We start from the raw sequence: 17,021 nt of genomic DNA on the forward strand, positions 1-17,021 counted from the left end.
AGGCTTTTTGTATGGCAACTTTAGCAGTTGATGCGGTATCTGTTGGCTATAATGAAGGGTTAATTATTGATGGATTAACAGTTGAAATTCCGGAAGGGAAAATTACAACAATTATTGGACCAAATGGTTGTGGGAAGTCCACATTATTAAAAACAGCTTCTCGTATTTTGAAGGCGAAAAAAGGTACTGTTTATCTTGACGGAAAAGCAATTGAGAAACAGCCAACGAAAGAAATCGCAAAGAAAATGGCAATTTTACCACAGACTGCAGAAGTGCCAACTGGCCTTACTGTGTTTGAACTTGTTTCATATGGACGTTTTCCTCATCAAAAAGGATTTGGAACGTTGAAAGAAGAGGATTATCGTTACATTCATTGGGCACTTGAAGTGACGGGAATGACAGAATTCGCAAATCGTTCAGCAGAAGCGTTATCAGGCGGGCAACGTCAACGTGTATGGATTGCGATGGCCCTTGCACAAGGGACAGAATTACTCGTATTAGATGAACCGACAACGTACTTAGATATGGCCCACCAATTAGAAATATTAAACTTATTGAAAAAGTTAAATGAAGAAGAAGGTAGAACGATTGTTATGGTTATCCATGACTTAAACCATGCTTCTCGTTTCTCAGATCATATGATTGCATTAAAAGCAGGTAAGTTAATGAAACAAGGAACGCCAGATGAAGTAATGACAAGTGAAACACTTCGTAACGTATTTGAGATTGAAGCTCAAATCGTTCCATGTCCAGTAAACTGTAAGCCAATTTGTTTAACATATGATTTAGCGATGATTAGTAATCAATTGCGTAAAAAAGCATAATTAGAACCCCCTCTTAGAGAGGGGGGAATTCTAATGGACGTTGAGCTTCTTATTAGTAAATAGGAAGTTGAACACCCGTTAGAACGGGGCATAAACAACAATTAATAAATATATATTGATTAATTGTTAATCTTGTTTCTTATAGTTCACTGTAACTTATAAGAGAAATACAGCTAGAAGGAGTGGGAACATGAAGAATTTTAAAATGGCGTTATTAGCAATGGTACTAGTCGTTACTTCTGTACTATTTGCAGCTTGTTCTAACAAAGAAGAGAAGAAAGCAGATGCGAAGGATGCGAAGACTGAAGAGCGCACTGTACAACATGCAAAAGGGGAAATTAAAATCCCTGCAAATCCAAAGAAAATTGCTGACCTTAGTGGTTCAACAGAAGAATTATTAATCTTTGGTATGAAACCAATTATTACTGCTAATACATCTCAAGAAAAAATTGATGCACATATTGAAAAGAAATTAAAAGACGTAAAACCAGTTGGTTCTGCTTGGGGCGATAAAATTAACATCGAAGCAGTAGCTGCTGCAAAACCAGACTTAATTCTTGTAAACAATCGTCAAGAAAAGATCTATGATCAATTATCTAAAATTGCACCAACAGTTATGTTAAAAACTCCATTAGACCAATGGCGTCCAAAATTCGAAGAAGTAGGTCAAATCTTCGGTAAAGAGAAAGAAACAAAAGAATGGTTTAAACAGTATGATGAAAAAGCAAGCAAATTACATGATAAAATCGTTGCGAAAACTGGCGATGCTAAATTTATGAAAATGGCTGCATATCCAAATGCTTTCCGCGTATACGGTGACTACGGTTACGGTAGCGTAATCTTTAACGATTTAAAATTACCAGCAGTTAAAGGTACACCAACGGATAAACCATTAGTACAAGTACAAAAAGAAGCTTTAATCGATTACAACCCAGATTACTTATTCGTATTTACGACTGGTGACGGTTCTCAGCGTCTAAAAGAATTCCAGGAAGAATCAATTTGGAAAAACATGAACGCTGTTAAAAACAACCACGTATTTACAATTAAAAACGAAGACTTAAACAAAGGTTACTTCCCTCTAGGTAAAGAAATGATCTTAGATGAAGTTGCTGAGTTCGTTTTAGGGAAATAATGTATAAAAAGAAATCACTTTTACTCCGGTAAAAGTGATTTTTTCTTTATATAAGGGCAATTAATATAGTCTTTCATTTCTTTCTGTTTCCTATTTCGTTTATAATATATAGTAAGAATGCAGTAAAGAAAGGGGGATGTCGGAAGGTGGTATATTTAAACGACAAACTCAGCGAAACAAAAGTGTTTAAAGACCCGGTACATAAATATGTGCACGTGCGCGATCGTGTTATTTGGGATTTAATCGGAACGAAAGAATTTCAACGCTTACGCCGTATTAAGCAGCTTGGAACGACATTTTTTACATTTCACGGTGCAGAGCATAGTCGCTTTACTCATTCATTAGGTGTATATGAGATTATTCGTCGTATGATTGATGATGTGTTTGATGGCAGACCGAACTGGAATGCTGAAGATAGATTGTTATGTTTATGTGCGGCATTACTTCATGATGTCGGTCACGGCCCGTTTTCTCACTCCTTTGAAAAAGTATTTTCATTAGATCATGAGAAATTTACACAAAAGATTATCGTTGGAGATACGGAAATTAATCGCGTATTAAGTCGTGTGGATAAAGATTTTCCACAAAAGGTAGCCGATGTAATCGCAAAAACATCTTCTAATAAATTAGCGATTAGCATGATTTCCAGTCAAATTGATGCAGATCGTATGGACTATTTATTAAGAGATGCGTATTTCACTGGCGTAAAGTATGGAAACTTTGATATGGAACGTATATTGCGTGTCATGCGTCCGTACGGCAATCAAGTAGTTATTAAAAATAGTGGTATGCATGCTGTTGAGCATTATATTATGAGTCGTTATCAAATGTATTGGCAAGTATATTTCCATCCGGTGACGCGCAGTGCTGAAGTTATTTTAACGAAGATTTTACACCGTGCAAAATCATTGCACGAGAAGTATTATACATTTAAAAATCATCCGGTTCATTTCTATTCTTTATTTGAAGAAGAAGTAACAGTAGAGGATTATTTAAAGTTAGACGAGAACGTTATGTATTATTACTTCCAAGTATGGCAAGACGAAGAAGATCCAATTTTAAGTGATTTATGCCGCCGTTTTATGAATCGAAACCTATTTAAATATGTAGAGTTTACAGATAAGCACGGTTTAGATAATTGGATGGAATTAAGTAGCTTATTTAAAAAGATTGGACTTGATCCAGAATACTATTTAGTAGTTGATTCAACATCAGACTTACCGTATGACTTTTACCGTGCTGGTGAAGAAGAAGAACGTCTGCCAATCTTACTTCTTATGCCAAATGGAGAGCTTAGAGAGCTTTCACGTGAATCGGATATTGTTGAGGCGATTACTGGTAAGAAGAGAAGGGATCAAAAATTATTCTATCCGCATGATTTAATCTATGAAGATGGAAGAAAAGGAAAATATAAAGAGAGAATCATCGAGTTACTAGAAGGAAAAAAATAAGAAGCAGCTAAGAGCTGCTTCTTATGAAAGAACTTGGAATTATTTGTCGCTTAAGCGTTTTCCGCCAACTGCATAATGGTTTTTAGACATTTCTTCGATGAAAACAACGATGTTTTCTTCAGGAGCACCAGTTGTTTCGCTTACTGCTGCTGTTACTTTCTCAGCAAGAGCTTTCTTTTGTTCCTCTGTGCGTCCTTCTAGCATTTTCACTGTTACGTATGGCATATATAATCGCTCCTTTTATGTAAGTTACACTCTTATTATAGCGGATTATGGGGAAGAACAATCGAAAAAACAAATAATTTCTTTTTTTGACATATTGAAGAGGAGATGAATCATGGATCAGTTATTTAGATATCCATTGCAAGAAATCCCGTTAGTAGCAATGGCGATTATTATTGCATTATCAGTGCATGAATTTGCGCATGCATATGTTGCATATAAATTTGGAGACGATACAGCAAAGAGACAAGGTCGCTTAACTTTATCACCGATGGCGCACTTAGATCCTATCGGGATGATTGCAGTATTAATTCTTGGTTTCGGTTGGGCAAGGCCAGTACCAGTTAACCCGTACAATTTTAAAAGACCGCGTCTTGCTGGGATATTAGTTTCGATTGCTGGGCCGATCAGTAACTTAATTTTAAGTGCGATTGGTTTAATTATTTTATATAGTTTAGCGGTATTCGGAGTATTTGATGCAATTCCAGCTGCAGTAGCAGATACGTTAGGTCGATTCTTCCAAATTTTTATTATGCTTAATATCGTTTTACTTGTATTTAACTTATTACCAATCCCGCCACTTGATGGATATCGTGTTGTGGAGGATTTAGCACCAGCAAATATTCGTGCGAAAATGACACAGTATGAAAAGTATGGAGCAATCGCGTTATTAATTCTCGTTATTACACCGCTTAGCAATTACACAATTCAACCTATTTTCAATGTTGTCATTCCGTATGTATTTGTATTTTTAGACAGTATCATTGCGCCTATTTTCAGGCTTTTCTAATCAGTAAGCGAGGAGGACTTTATATATGACAGAGAAAAAGAAAAAAATCGGTTTTAATATCGTGAAAAATGATTCAACAGATGGACATGGTGGATTTGGCGTTGGGGCATTAAGCCTAGAAAATATTTCACCTGTATTTGTCGATGTACTAGAGAAAACAGCCTTTGTTGATATCGGTGCGATGCATGCGCGTAGTACGGTCGAAAAAGGTATTAAGTTTTTAACAAATAAAGATGAAGTTCCAAACGGAAAACCATTTTGGCTTGTGTGGGTAACGATTGAAAGAACTGCGACAGGAGCTTATTATGCAGGTGTAACAGCTTGTGAAATGACAGTTGACCGTGAAATTCGTCGCGGATATAAATCACTTCCAGAGCACGTAAACAAAATGGATAAATCAATGAAGCGTCACATTATGGTTGACCATATGGATGAATCATCTAAAAAAGTACTTGGTACATTCTTGAAAGAACATAATGAAGCGATTTGGAACGAATCTAGTGAAGAATTGCACCGTGCATTATTAAGTGAATAAAAAATAGCTGACGGATGCCCGTCAGCTATTTTTTTTACCAAGGAAGATATTTTTTCCACCAACCTGTTTTTTTCTTTTCTTCAGTTGTCTTTTCAAATTCTTCCTTATCATCAACATGATCCATACAATATTCAGTTGGTTCTGTACCTTTTGCGAAATACATTTTAACTGAAATTGGACAGTTTTTTGTAGCGATTTTTCCGTTTTCAGGATTAATATCGACTGCAACGACGTCACTTGGCTGCTTAAACTCTTTTTTAGGTTGGCCATCTAAGCCTTTCTCCATCGTATCGGTCCATATTCTTTTCGCATATCCTTGTTCTGCTACGTTTGAAATCGATTTAGGTTGATCATATCCAACCCATACACCAGTTACGATTTGCGGGGTAAATCCAATCATCCAACTATCTGTTTCAGTAGAACCAGATTTTCCGGCATATGTTCTCGAGAGTTTAGATAACATCGACTGACCAGTTACAGCAGCGTAACTGCTTAGTTTTTTATTAAACATACCCGTCATCATTTCTTCCATCACAAACGCTTTGCTCTTATCGAGAACTTGTTTGCTCTCCAAATGAGCATCGTATAACATATTCCCTTCATGATCCATAATGCGGCGAATGAAAATAGGTTTTACTTCCTTTCCGCCGTTTGCGAACATGCTATAAGCATTTACCATTTCAATTGGCTTTACAGGAGATGTACCAAGAGCAAGAGACGGAACATCTTTTAATGCACTCGTAATTCCGAATTGTTTCGCTGTTTTTGTAAGGATATCTTCACCTAAAAATAAATTTGTTTTCACAGCATATATGTTATCAGAGACTGCGAGGGCTTGTGCCATCGTTACGAAATCATCTGCATAATAATCTTTATAGTTTTTTGGTTTATACTTTGAAACACCGTCACCTAAAGTAAATACCGTGTATTCGCTTTTTAAGCGCGTAGCCGGGGTGAAACCTCGTTCTAGTGCCGCATAGTATAGAAATGGCTTAAATGTAGAACCAGGCTGACGAACGGCTTGTGTAGCCCTGTTAAATTGACTCGTATTATAATCAGTTCCACCAACAAGGGCAGCTACTTCACCTGTTTTTGGATTCATAGAGACGAGAGCAGTTTGTATGTTTGTTGTGTCAGGTATGTGATCTTTTACAGCTTGCTCTGCAACCGATTGTAATTTAGGGTCTAGCGTTGTATAAATACGCAGGCCGCCCTTTTGTAAGGCTTGCTCATCTAATCCGATATCAAGAAGAAGAGAAGCCTGTACAGCATCTTGGAAATAAGGCGCGACCTCTGCCACTTTTTTCGCATCTAATGAAGCAAAGCTTAGTGGTTCTTTTTTTGCTGAAGTTGCTTGTTTCTTCGTAATATAACCTTGTTCTACCATTTCATCTAATATGAGAGATTGTCGTCCTTTAGCACGATCCTCTTTCAAAAAAGGAGAGTAGACACTAGGTCCTTTCGGGATACCAGCGAGCATGCTAGCTTCTGCTAATGTTAATTCTTTTGCTGTTTTATCGAAATATAGACGAGACGCAGCTTCGATTCCGTAAGCGCCATGTCCGTAATAAATTGTATTTAAATAACCTTCTAAAATATGATTTTTATTATAGTTCACTTCAAGGCGGACGGTGTACATCGCTTCTAATAGTTTCCGTTTCCACGTTTTATCATGATCTAAGTATAGGTTACGAGCATACTGTTGTGTAATCGTACTAGCACCTTGGACTTTTGCCATCGCTTTTAAATCGGCAACAATAGCCCCAGCAATACGCTTCATATCAAAGCCATGATGTTTGTAGAATCGTTGATCTTCGATAGATAGTGTTGCCTCTTTTACATAAGGAGAGATTTCATTGAGAGATACATTGTAGCGTTTTTGCATTTCATTACTTTGCCCTATAACAGTGTCATCATTAGCGTAAAAGACACTTGTTTGCGGGACAGCAACAGGAGGAGGTCCCATAATTTTTGCAATTATAATAATAACAAAAAAGGAAAAAACGAAAAAAAGAACAGAAGAAAACATTACGGTGAAGAAAAGACGTTTATATTTTTTAAGTTTCGGATTCATAGTTTGATTCATCTTTTTCAGCCCCTCATTCATACAAACATTATTGTATTAGTATTGAGGGTTTTCGGTTATTTTAAACAATGAAATTTTGAAAACAAAAGCTCCTTCAATTAAGAAAGGAGCTCAAAGGCACGTGCTGGCCAATCGGTAATAATGACATCTACGCCATAATCAACCATAGTTTGTAAATCTTTGTATTCGTTAATTGTATAAGGGCGGAAAACATACCCTTGTTTTTGCGCTAGTTGAACAAATTCCTTTGTTAGTAGTTGAAAGTTTGGATGTAAACCAGTTGCTTCTCTAGTTTTTGCTTCAGCGATAGGATCAGCAAGTGGTGTATCGTATAAAATCGCTCTTGGGATTTCAGGAGCAATCTCTGCTAATAATGAAACAGATTCGTGGTTAAATGAGGAGAATACAATTTGATTAGATAGATGATATTCTCGAACAAGAGCCACAACTTTTTCTTCAATATTAGGGTAGTGAATGACATCTGTTTTTAACTCAATATTGAGCTGTAAATTTGTTGTAGATAGCCAAATGAACACTTCACGTAACGTTGGAATTTTTGCTTCATCGAAAGAGGGGTCTTTATGGCTACCAGCATCTAAAGCTTGTAATTCCGCTACCGTTTTTTCAGAAACAAGACCTATGCCATTTGTTGTGCGATCTACCGTTTCATCGTGAATCACGACAAGTTCACCATCTTTTGACAGGTGGACATCAAGTTCAATTCCATGGGCACCAATGCGTTCAGCTTCTTGGAAGGCAATCATCGTATTTTCTGGATGTGTTCCTTTTACCCCGCGGTGGGCGAAAATAAGTGGTTTATTCATACGGAAATCTCCTTATCGTTTCTTTTCTTTCATTATGAAACTGCTTTTGAAAAAATACAATTGAATAGGATAAACATTTACAAAAGTCTAACAGTTGCACAAAAGTTAACGTTAACGTAAAATGTAATAGTTGAGTGAAGGGAGGAATAAACATGTATAAGATTGATGAAGTCACAAAGCAAGTTGGTTTAACAAAACGTACACTTCGTTATTATGAGGAAATTGGTTTAATTCATCCCCCAGAACGTAGTGAGGGGAACATTCGCCTGTATACAGATGAGGATATCGCCAGAATTAAACGGATTGTGGAAGCGAAAGAAGTATTAGGAATTACGCTTCAAGAAATGCAACATTTCTTATCGTTAAAAGAAAGAATGGAACAAAGAAGAAATAGTGCAAACCCTCGTGACCGCGAAATGATTCAAGAAATTAAAGAGATGCTTGAAAAACAAGTGCAAACGCTAGACGAGAAAATGGAGCAAATGCAGCGTGTAAAGGTGGAACTAGAAGATAGCTTACATCGTGCAGTGACATTTTTGGAGAGTACAAAAGGAGAATGATCAAAATGGAGAGCAAACAAAAATTAGGGAGATTAATTACAGTGGTGGCTACCTTCCTTGCCTTTTCGGGTATAGGGGTAGTCGATCCAATCTTACCAAGCATTGCTGAACAAATTGGTGCATCGCATTGGCAAGTAGAGATGCTATTTACAGCATATATTTTAACGATGGCAATTATGATGTTACCAGCTGGAATATTCGCATCAAGATTTGGTGATAAACGAATGATGACGATCGGTCTTGCGATTGTAACTGTATTTGCGTTTATATGCGGTATATCGCAAACGATTGCCCAATTATCTATTTTCCGCGCGGGGTGGGGATTAGGAAATGCAATGTTCTTCGCAACGGCGATGACATTATTAATTGCATTAAGTAAAGAAGTTCATGAAGCAGTAGGATTGTATGAAGCAGCTATCGGTTTAGGAATGGCAGGCGGACCGTTATTAGGCGGGATATTAGGTGGACATTCTTGGCGTTACCCATTTTTTGCGACGAGTATTTTAATTTTCTTAGCATTTATTTTAGTTTTCTTTTTTGTAAAAGAACCGGAGCGAAAAGTGAAGCGTAAAGCGGCAGGTGTAGGAGAATTACTTAACCTGGTGAAATATAAGCCGTTTATGCAAGGTGCGATTTCAGGAATGTTATACTACTACGGATTTTTCGTGGTGTTAGCATATTCACCACTTATTATGCATTTATCTGCTATTCAATTAGGATTTGTATTTTGTGGATGGGGATTAGCGTTAGCTTACGGTTCTGCAATTTTAGCCCATAAGCTAGAAGGGAAATATGAGCCGAAGGCATTGTTAAAAGGTAGTTTACTCGTATTTGCCCTATTTTTAATTGCACTATTCTTTGTGAAAGTTATGTGGTTACAAATTGTATTAATTGTTCTATCAGGATTAGCGTCAGGGTTAAATAATGCATTATTTACAAGTTATGTAATGGATATTTCACCTTATGAAAGATCTGTTACATCTGGTGTTTATAACTTCGTTCGTTGGTTAGGTGGCGCAATTGCTCCAATCTTATCAGGAATCATCGGCCACACTGTTTCACCGCAAAGTCCATTTTTAGTCGGTGGAATTGTGGTGTTAGTCGGTTGCGTAATAATTTTAATTCCAATTCGTAAACCGGTAGAAGTAGAGACAAAAGCCCTTTCTTAAGAAAGGGTTTTCTTTCCTATTACAGGGCAATCCCTTTTCACATATATGTTAGAACCCTCTGACTAAAATATATTTTCGGTATTTTTGTACTTTTAACTATACTTTTCGGATGTTTTGTTTTATTTTTGTTAGGGGACATTAATGATGTCCCTATTATAAATTTGCATTGAAAGGCGTGATTGTACGATGGAACTATGGTTCACTGAAAAACAAACAAAACATTTTGGGATTACGGCACGTATTAACCGCACATTACATACGGAGCAAACAGAATTCCAAAAACTTGATATGGTTGAAACGGAAGAGTTCGGAAACATGCTTATTTTAGATGGCATGGTTATGACAACAGAAAAAGATGAGTTCGTTTATCATGAAATGGTAGCGCACGTACCTTTATTTACACATCCAAACCCTGAAAACGTATTAGTTGTAGGTGGTGGCGATGGTGGTGTTATTCGTGAAGTGTTAAAACACCCAAGCGTAAAGAAAGCAACTCTTGTTGAAATCGATGGAAAAGTAATTGAGTACTCTAAACAATACTTACCATCAATTGCAGGCGCATTAGATAATGAGCGTGTAGAAGTAAAAGTAGGAGACGGTTTCCTACACATCGCAGAGAGCGAAAATGAATATGACGTAATTATGGTAGATTCTACTGAGCCAGTAGGACCAGCAGTAAACTTATTTACGAAAGGTTTCTACGCTGGAATTTCAAAAGCGTTAAAAGAAGATGGTATTTTCGTTGCACAAACGGACAACCCTTGGTTCACACCAGAACTAATTACAACTGTGTTTAAAGACGTAAAAGAGATCTTCCCAATTACTCGTTTATACACAGCGAACATTCCAACTTATCCAAGTGGTCTTTGGACGTTCACAATTGGATCTAAAAAACATGATCCATTAGAAGTAAGTGAAGAGCGTTTCCACGAAATCGAAACGAAATACTACACAAAAGAATTACACAATGCAGCATTCGCATTACCGAAATTTGTTGGCGATCTAATTAAGTAAGAGAATCGTATCGAACCAATAAAGTGTAAGTAGCTCATTTAAGGTGTTTGTCCAGAAGACTTGAACATGCTAGCTACTTACACTACTGTAAAGAAAATTGTCTTCTTATTGTAAAAAAGAAGACCCCCGGTAAATCGAGAAAGAGGAGCAATTCGCTCCAAATTTGAGAAATAATGAAAGGTTGGGATACCTTAAGTTCCACATAAGGAGGAAAAGAATATGCGTTTTGATGAAGCTTATTCAGGTAAAGTATTTATTAAAAGTCATCCAAGTTTTGAAGAGTCAAAGGTAGTTATTTACGGGATGCCTATGGATTGGACAGTAAGTTACCGTCCGGGATCTCGCTTTGGCCCTGCACGTATTCGTGAAGTATCAATCGGTCTTGAGGAATATAGTCCATATTTAGATCGTGAACTAGAAGAGGTAAAATATTTTGATGCGGGTGATATCCCGTTACCATTCGGAAACGCACAACGCAGCTTAGACATGATTGAAGAGTATGTATCAAAACTTTTAGATGCCGATAAGTTTCCACTAGGGCTCGGCGGTGAGCACTTAGTGTCTTGGCCAATTTTTAAGGCAATGGCAAAAAAATATCCGGATTTAGCAATCATCCACATGGATGCTCATACTGATTTACGTGAATCATATGAAGGGGAGCCTTTATCCCACTCTACACCAATTCGTAAAGTGTGCGATTTAATTGGTCCGGAAAACGTATATTCTTTCGGAATTCGTTCTGGAATGAAGGAAGAATTTGAATGGGCGAAAGAAGTAGGTATGAACTTATACAAATTTGACGTACTAGAGCCGTTGAAAGAAGTATTACCGAAACTTGCAGGACGCCCAGTTTATGTCACAATCGACATTGACGTATTAGACCCAGCTCACGCTCCAGGAACAGGAACGTTAGAAGCTGGAGGTATCACATCTAAAGAATTATTAGATTCCATCGTGGCAATTGCAAATTCAAATATAAATGTAGTTGGAGCAGATCTAGTAGAAGTAGCTCCTGTCTACGACCATAGTGATCAAACACCAGTCGCAGCAAGCAAATTCGTGCGGGAAATGCTGCTCGGTTGGGTAAAGTAAAAGTGAAGCCGACTGTTTAGACCCGGTGACTAAGGTTCTTTCCTGCAAAAGGTGCTTTTTACCTTTTGGCAGGGAAGGTTCTTAGACGCAAGGGTCTAGGAGGCGTAACTGGATAGAAATAAAAGCGGAGATTTTAGCCGCTGTAGCTGGATAAAACAAGAGCCTCCTATATGAATAGGGGCTCTTGTTTTATCGATATGTGTCGGTAAATCTACATATTAAAAAAAACGCTGATATAATTTCACTGACTGTCACGAGACATAAAAAAGAGCGATTCTCAAACGATGAGAATCGCTCTTTTTCTTATGCAACATTCTCTTCCGAAGCAATGCCGCGAATTTCATCAGCAGAACGGATTGGATATTTGCGGAATATAATTGATCCGATGTACCCAACAATCGTGGTAACGATTCCACATAATACAGCAGCAATTGTTACTTTTACGACGTCATTAAATCCGAATAAGACAAGAAGTCCTGGGATTGGTGATGCGGTTCCTGGTGCATTATTAACGAGCTGGAACAGAGATGTAATAATACCAGCAAGTGCACCGCCAACGAAGTTTGTCGCATAAATTGGAATTGGATTTGCTGAAACAACATCGGCTTGTGTTAAAGGCTCGATTGCTACAGCGATTGTGTCTTTCTTTGAACAAATTTTTAGTCGTTTAAAGAAAATAAAGTTCATTGGGGCTGAGGCTGCTACAGCAAGACTACCAATTGCCATTGGTAAACCTGTTAATCCAAGCATTGCAGTTAGTGCCATAGAACTTAATGGAGAGGTAGAAATAACTGTTATTAATCCACCAAGCATAATGCCCATAATGATAGGACTTTCTGTAGTTGCAACTGAAATCATAGAACCGATTTTACCGAGCGTTGCGTTCACGAGCGGATCCATAAGCATGGCCATTCCGCGTGAGATTGGTGCGGCAATAAATAAAATTGCTAAAAACTCTACACCAGCAGGTAATTTCTTTTCGAGGAATTTCACGACGAAAGCGCAAACGTATCCGGCAAAAAATCCTGGTAAAATGCCGAATCCACTAGTAGCGATACCGATTAAAACAGCATATACGGGTGAAACACCGATTGCTAGTGCGACTAAAATTGCGGCTGCGACACCACTCATACTACCAGAAGCTTCTCCTACTGATTGTAGAAAGTCATTATGAAACATTTCTCCACCGATATAACGGTGAAATGCTTCAATAAGAAAACTTGCGATTGCTGCATTAGCTAAAGCACCCATTGCTTTCATTCCGTAAGGAGCGCGGTAACTAAAAAGTGTAAATAGACAAAGTACAACAAGTAATAGTGCTAAACCTTGCAAGATAGCCATTGGAAAACTGTCTCCTTTGATTTTTGTAATAAAAATTTGTATCATTCAATAATAATATAAAAGTTCATGAAACGGAAAAAATTTTTATTGGGAAATTGCTATAAGGTGAAAAACCCTTACAATAATGTAAGGAAAGTGTAAGACTTTTCAATAGAGTATAGTATGCCTTTTTCCGTATAATACAGGTATAGACATAAGACTAGTGAGAAAGAAGTGCAAACAGGAGGCGCATGTATGAAATTGGTAATTAAAGTTTTAGTTGTATTCGCCATTATTCTAGGTGGAACAGCGTATTATTTGAACACAAAAACAGAAGGTGTACATGCTTTTGTAGACAACTTCTTTTCAAATAAAGAAATACAAGATTATTATGCGGTTATAGATAAAGGTGAGAAAAAAGACGGTGAATACTTGTATACATTTAAAGGGTATACAGAAGACGGAAAGTTACAAGTTGTGAAAAGAATGATGAACCGTGAATTGCATACTGGGGCGTTTATAAAAATTTATGCAAAAGGTATGCAAGGAAAAGGATGGGCTGAAATATCGAAAGAGTCAATCCCACAAAAAGCGTTGGAAAAAATAGAAAAACCATAAAAGGAGCGACTTATTCGCTCCTTTTTTAGTGCGTTAAAATAGTGATAGATGTTTTTTCTTTGTTAGAAATGATTTTTGCACGTCCACCAATCGGGAAAGTGAAAATCGGGGTTGTATGCCCGAAACTTGCGTTTACAATGACAGGGATATGTGCGAGTTCAGGTTTTGAAGCAATCATTTCTTGAATGTCTTCTATCGTACATTCTGCGCCTTTTTGCATCTTTCCTATAACGATGCCTTTTACATGTTCAAAATCTTGTTGTTGCATAAGAGAATGTAAATAGCGATCAAAAGTTTTAAGGGTAGATGTTCCTGTTAAACTATCCTCTTCAATAAATAAAATTTTCTCCTTTAAGTTAGGCATATATGGCGTACCTTGCAGTAAGTTAAATGTGCTCATATTGCCACCGATAATATCTCCTGTAGCTTCTCCCTCGTGAATTGAAACATATCCTTTATTTTTAATAAATTCTCGATTTTCCTGATCTACATACCAAGAATCATCGCTCCATGTTTCAGATGGCAATATTTCAATAGGTTCATTAGAAGTTAAGCATTTTAAAAAGTAATCGGTCGTATACTCGAGTCCTTTTTCCATTCCAAATGAAGAGAAATGGGGTCCTGAATATGTAACAAGTCCTGTTTTTGTGTAAATTGCATTATTTAACGCAGTGATATCAGAATAGCCACAGAAAAATTTCGGGTTTTCTCGAATCAAATCGTAATCGAGATGTTTTAATAAGCCATTAGAGTTGTATCCGCCAAGTGTCGTCAAAATGGCTTTTACATTCGGGTCTCTAAATGCTTCGTGAAGATCGTGAACGCGTGAAGAGATAGAAGAGGAAGCAAATCGATCTATCTCATCAGCATATGTTGAGAATGTAACTTGAAAGCCCATGTCGTTTAATCTTTTTATAGCAAGCTCTTGATTCGTATTTGAGACAATACTTAAACTACAAGATGGTGAAATAACTCTAATTTCATCACCCTTTTTTAATTTTGTTGGTAGCACTTAGATTCACCTCTATAATTAATTAAATATTTAGATTTAACAAATATTTTATCATATGAAATAAAGTGAAAGTGAATTATTTTTTGAAATAGAGTTTTCCTGATTTTTCAGCAGACAGACAGAGGTTTTTTTTGATATGATAGGAAAAGTGATTTATTATAAGTAGTATTTAATATCTATAACATTTGAAAGGTGTGCAAGACGTGGAGAAACAACTTGCAGGCTTGCCGGTACACGTTCATTTCGTAACAGAAATCCGTGAAGGGGCGAGGAAGGAAACCGTTGCTTTTGAAGCAAATGGTCAATACTATGTAAAAGGTCAAGGTACATACGTAACATTCCAAGAGCCGAACGAACAGGGCGAAGTGAAAACAATTATTAAAATTCAAGATGAACAAGTTCTCATTATGCGTTCAGGTGCTGTTTCAATGCGTCAAACGCATGTGAAAGGTGAATGGACAACTGGTACGTATACGAGTGAACTTGGTACGTTTGCATTGCAAACGAAAACTGATAACGTTCTTTTTAAATGGTCGGATGAAAAGAAAAAAGGACAACTCTTCTTAACGTACGCATTGCTTCTAAGTGAACAAGAAGCTGGCAGATATACAATTACACTTAATTTGAAGGAGGCAAAATAATGAATTCTTTAGAACAAGTAAAAGGATTAATTAAAGAAGAAATTCAAGCTGCTGTATTAAAGGCAGAATTAGCGACGGAAGAACAGATTCCAAACGTTGTATTAGAATCTCCAAAAGATAAAACAAATGGTGACTTCTCTACAAATATGGCAATGCAACTTGCACGCGTTGCGAAAAAAGCACCTCGTATGATTGCAGAAGAATTAGTTGCAAACTTCGATAAAGCAAAAGCTTCTATTGAAAAAATTGAAATCGCTGGTCCTGGTTTCATTAACTTCTACATGGATAATAGCTACTTAACAGACTTAATCCCAACAATCGTTAATGCTGGTGAAGCTTACGGTGAAACGAATACTGGTAAAGGTGAAAAAGTACAAGTCGAGTTCGTATCTGCGAATCCAACAGGTGACCTTCACTTAGGACATGCACGTGGTGCGGCAGTAGGTGACACTTTATGTAACGTATTAGCGAAAGCAGGATACGATGTATCTCGTGAGTACTACATTAATGACGCTGGTAACCAAATTCATAACTTAGCTCTTTCTGTTGAAGCTCGTTACATGCAAGCTTTAGGTCTAGAGAAAGAAATGCCAGAAGACGGATACCATGGTGCGGATATCATTGGAATCGGTAAACGTTTAGCTGAAGAGTTTGGCGATCGTTATGCAAAAGCTGATGCTGAAGAAAGCTATGAATTCTACCGTGAATACGGTTTAAAATATGAGTTAGCAAAACTTCAAAAAGACTTAGAAAGCTTCCGTGTTAAATTTGATGTATGGTTCTCAGAAACATCATTATACAAAAACGGAAAAATCGATGCTGCACTTGCAGTATTAAAAGAGCGTGACGAGATCTTTGAAGAAGGCGGTGCAACTTGGTTCCGTTCAATGACTTACGGTGACGACAAAAACCGTGTATTAATTAAAAATGATGGTTCTTACACGTACTTAACGCCAGATATCGCGTATCACCGTGATAAATTAGAGCGTGGTTTCGATAAGCTAATCAATATTTGGGGTGCTGACCACCATGGTTACATTCCGCGTATGAAAGCTGCTATTCAAGCGCTAGGTTACGATAAAGAAACACTTGAAGTAGAAATCATCCAAATGGTACAACTGTATCAAAACGGTGAAAAAATGAAGATGAGTAAGCGTACAGGTAAAGCAGTTACACTTCGTGAGCTTATGGAAGAAGTAGGCGTGGACGCAATGCGTTACTTCTTCGCAATGCGTAGCGGCGATTCTCATTTAGATTTCGATATGGACTTAGCTGTATCAAAATCTAATGAAAACCCAGTATACTATGCACAATATGCTCATGCTCGCGTATGCAGTATCCTTCGTCAAGGTGAAGAGTTAGGATTAGCTACAGGCGGAGACGTGAACTACAAACTTGTTACTTCTGAGAAAGAAGTAGAGTTACTGAAAAAACTTGGTGAATTCCCAGCAGTAGTTGCGGATGCAGCACAAAAACGTCTGCCACACCGCATTACAAACTATGCATTTGAATTAGCAGCAACATTACACAGCTTCTACAATGCAGAAAAAGTATTAAACCAAGATAACTTAGAATTAAGTAAAGCTCGTTACGAGTTAATGAAAGCAGTACGTACTACACTTCAAAGCGCATTAGCAATCGTAGGAGTATCTGCACCAGAAAAAATGTAATTAAGAAAAGCGGAAGCGGCTTGCTTAGAATAGGAGGGGGATGGAGCTCCTGACAGAG

General features: G+C 37.4%; 17 protein-coding genes. 12 read left to right on the forward strand and 5 right to left on the reverse strand.

The features are described 5' to 3' along the window. Positions 1-11: 11 nt before the first annotated feature. The 3 genes from QCI44_RS00565 to QCI44_RS00575 all read left to right on the forward strand — a co-directional run bounded on the left by QCI44_RS00565 (position 12) and on the right by QCI44_RS00575 (position 3,410). Complete coding sequence (locus QCI44_RS00565) at positions 12-824, forward strand: ABC transporter ATP-binding protein (protein ID WP_016136117.1); 813 nt, start codon at positions 12-14, stop codon at positions 822-824. A gap of 190 nt (positions 825-1,014) precedes the next feature. Continuing rightward, on the forward strand, positions 1,015-1,959 hold the full coding sequence (locus tag QCI44_RS00570; protein WP_000787739.1) for an ABC transporter substrate-binding protein: 945 nt from the start codon (positions 1,015-1,017) through the stop codon (positions 1,957-1,959). A gap of 146 nt (positions 1,960-2,105) precedes the next feature. Beyond that, entirely contained in the window at positions 2,106-3,410 is a 1,305-nt protein-coding gene (locus tag QCI44_RS00575) for an HD domain-containing protein (protein WP_016085425.1), read from the forward strand. 39 nt (positions 3,411-3,449) lie between these two features. Here QCI44_RS00575 and QCI44_RS00580 read toward each other — a convergent pair whose 3' ends face one another. Beyond that, the gene (locus QCI44_RS00580) at positions 3,450-3,635 is read right to left on the reverse strand and encodes a 2-hydroxymuconate tautomerase (protein WP_001147171.1); all 186 of its coding nucleotides are present in this window, start codon (positions 3,633-3,635) and stop codon (positions 3,450-3,452) included. A 112-nt stretch (positions 3,636-3,747) separates the two neighbouring features. Between QCI44_RS00580 and QCI44_RS00585 the strand changes: the two genes are divergently transcribed. Continuing rightward, the gene (locus tag QCI44_RS00585) at positions 3,748-4,422 is read left to right on the forward strand and encodes a site-2 protease family protein (RefSeq protein WP_016085426.1); all 675 of its coding nucleotides are present in this window, start codon (positions 3,748-3,750) and stop codon (positions 4,420-4,422) included. A 25-nt stretch (positions 4,423-4,447) separates the two neighbouring features. Next, on the forward strand, positions 4,448-4,957 hold the full coding sequence (locus QCI44_RS00590; RefSeq protein WP_016085427.1) for a YwhD family protein: 510 nt from the start codon (positions 4,448-4,450) through the stop codon (positions 4,955-4,957). Between the two features lie 34 nt (positions 4,958-4,991). Here the strand turns inward: QCI44_RS00590 and QCI44_RS00595 are convergent, their stop codons facing one another. Together QCI44_RS00595 and QCI44_RS00600 are read right to left on the reverse strand one after the other, a co-directional pair. Continuing rightward, entirely contained in the window at positions 4,992-7,043 is a 2,052-nt protein-coding gene (locus tag QCI44_RS00595) for a transglycosylase domain-containing protein (RefSeq protein WP_016136115.1), read from the reverse strand. Positions 7,044-7,141: 98 nt separating this feature from the next. Next, positions 7,142-7,867, reverse strand: a complete 726-nt coding sequence (locus QCI44_RS00600) for a glycerophosphodiester phosphodiesterase (RefSeq protein ID WP_016085429.1) — start codon at positions 7,865-7,867, stop codon at positions 7,142-7,144. A gap of 152 nt (positions 7,868-8,019) precedes the next feature. Here QCI44_RS00600 and QCI44_RS00605 point away from each other — a divergent pair, with 152 nt between their 5' ends. The 4 genes from QCI44_RS00605 (at position 8,020) to speB (ending at position 11,702) form a co-directional block, all read left to right on the forward strand. After that, positions 8,020-8,427, forward strand: a complete 408-nt coding sequence (locus tag QCI44_RS00605) for a MerR family transcriptional regulator (RefSeq protein WP_016085430.1) — start codon at positions 8,020-8,022, stop codon at positions 8,425-8,427. A gap of 5 nt (positions 8,428-8,432) precedes the next feature. Beyond that, positions 8,433-9,596 carry an MFS transporter gene (locus QCI44_RS00610; RefSeq protein ID WP_016085431.1) on the forward strand — a complete coding sequence of 388 codons (1,164 nt, stop codon included), beginning with the start codon at positions 8,433-8,435 and terminating at the stop codon, positions 9,594-9,596. 186 nt (positions 9,597-9,782) lie between these two features. Continuing rightward, positions 9,783-10,610, forward strand: a complete 828-nt coding sequence (gene speE / locus QCI44_RS00615) for a polyamine aminopropyltransferase (RefSeq protein WP_000424696.1) — start codon at positions 9,783-9,785, stop codon at positions 10,608-10,610. A gap of 219 nt (positions 10,611-10,829) precedes the next feature. Then, on the forward strand, positions 10,830-11,702 hold the full coding sequence (speB, locus tag QCI44_RS00620; protein ID WP_001209831.1) for an agmatinase: 873 nt from the start codon (positions 10,830-10,832) through the stop codon (positions 11,700-11,702). Positions 11,703-12,005: 303 nt separating this feature from the next. On the opposite strand, the gene QCI44_RS00625 is transcribed toward speB, so the two are convergent. After that, entirely contained in the window at positions 12,006-13,043 is a 1,038-nt protein-coding gene (locus QCI44_RS00625) for a PTS sugar transporter subunit IIC (RefSeq protein WP_016085433.1), read from the reverse strand. A gap of 234 nt (positions 13,044-13,277) precedes the next feature. Here QCI44_RS00625 and QCI44_RS00630 point away from each other — a divergent pair, with 234 nt between their 5' ends. Further along, on the forward strand, positions 13,278-13,640 hold the full coding sequence (locus tag QCI44_RS00630; RefSeq protein ID WP_000779940.1) for a YxeA family protein: 363 nt from the start codon (positions 13,278-13,280) through the stop codon (positions 13,638-13,640). Between the two features lie 25 nt (positions 13,641-13,665). Here the strand turns inward: QCI44_RS00630 and QCI44_RS00635 are convergent, their stop codons facing one another. Continuing rightward, complete coding sequence (locus tag QCI44_RS00635) at positions 13,666-14,652, reverse strand: S66 family peptidase (RefSeq protein ID WP_016085434.1); 987 nt, start codon at positions 14,650-14,652, stop codon at positions 13,666-13,668. A gap of 203 nt (positions 14,653-14,855) precedes the next feature. Here QCI44_RS00635 and QCI44_RS00640 point away from each other — a divergent pair, with 203 nt between their 5' ends. Together QCI44_RS00640 and argS are read left to right on the forward strand one after the other, a co-directional pair. Next, positions 14,856-15,293: a YwiB family protein gene (locus tag QCI44_RS00640; protein ID WP_000414868.1), complete on the forward strand. Its 438-nt coding sequence runs from the start codon at positions 14,856-14,858 to the stop codon at positions 15,291-15,293. After that, complete coding sequence (gene argS / locus QCI44_RS00645; protein WP_016085435.1) at positions 15,293-16,963, forward strand: arginine--tRNA ligase; 1,671 nt, start codon at positions 15,293-15,295, stop codon at positions 16,961-16,963. The genes QCI44_RS00640 and argS overlap by 1 nt, the downstream gene beginning before the upstream one ends. Positions 16,964-17,021: the final 58 nt, after the last annotated feature.

This window comes from Bacillus cereus group sp. RP37 (assembly GCF_040459695.1).
Lineage (GTDB): Bacteria > Bacillota > Bacilli > Bacillales > Bacillaceae_G > Bacillus_A.

Bases quoted from the DNA above. Each gene is read 5' to 3' on its own strand.
- QCI44_RS00580 (WP_001147171.1), bottom strand. From the start codon at position 3,635: ATGCCATACGTAACAGTGAAAATGCTAGAAGGACGCACAGAGGAACAA.
- QCI44_RS00610 (WP_016085431.1), top strand. From the start codon at position 8,433: ATGGAGAGCAAACAAAAATTAGGGAGATTAATTACAGTGGTGGCTACC.
- QCI44_RS00590 (WP_016085427.1), top strand. From the start codon at position 4,448: ATGACAGAGAAAAAGAAAAAAATCGGTTTTAATATCGTGAAAAATGAT.
- QCI44_RS00595 (WP_016136115.1), bottom strand. From the start codon at position 7,043: ATGAATCAAACTATGAATCCGAAACTTAAAAAATATAAACGTCTTTTC.
- speE (WP_000424696.1), top strand. From the start codon at position 9,783: ATGGAACTATGGTTCACTGAAAAACAAACAAAACATTTTGGGATTACG.
- QCI44_RS00585 (WP_016085426.1), top strand. From the start codon at position 3,748: ATGGATCAGTTATTTAGATATCCATTGCAAGAAATCCCGTTAGTAGCA.
- argS (WP_016085435.1), top strand. From the start codon at position 15,293: ATGAATTCTTTAGAACAAGTAAAAGGATTAATTAAAGAAGAAATTCAA.
- QCI44_RS00630 (WP_000779940.1), top strand. From the start codon at position 13,278: ATGAAATTGGTAATTAAAGTTTTAGTTGTATTCGCCATTATTCTAGGT.
- QCI44_RS00570 (WP_000787739.1), top strand. From the start codon at position 1,015: ATGAAGAATTTTAAAATGGCGTTATTAGCAATGGTACTAGTCGTTACT.
- QCI44_RS00600 (WP_016085429.1), bottom strand. From the start codon at position 7,867: ATGAATAAACCACTTATTTTCGCCCACCGCGGGGTAAAAGGAACACAT.
- QCI44_RS00605 (WP_016085430.1), top strand. From the start codon at position 8,020: ATGTATAAGATTGATGAAGTCACAAAGCAAGTTGGTTTAACAAAACGT.
- speB (WP_001209831.1), top strand. From the start codon at position 10,830: ATGCGTTTTGATGAAGCTTATTCAGGTAAAGTATTTATTAAAAGTCAT.
- QCI44_RS00625 (WP_016085433.1), bottom strand. From the start codon at position 13,043: ATGGCTATCTTGCAAGGTTTAGCACTATTACTTGTTGTACTTTGTCTA.
- QCI44_RS00565 (WP_016136117.1), top strand. From the start codon at position 12: ATGGCAACTTTAGCAGTTGATGCGGTATCTGTTGGCTATAATGAAGGG.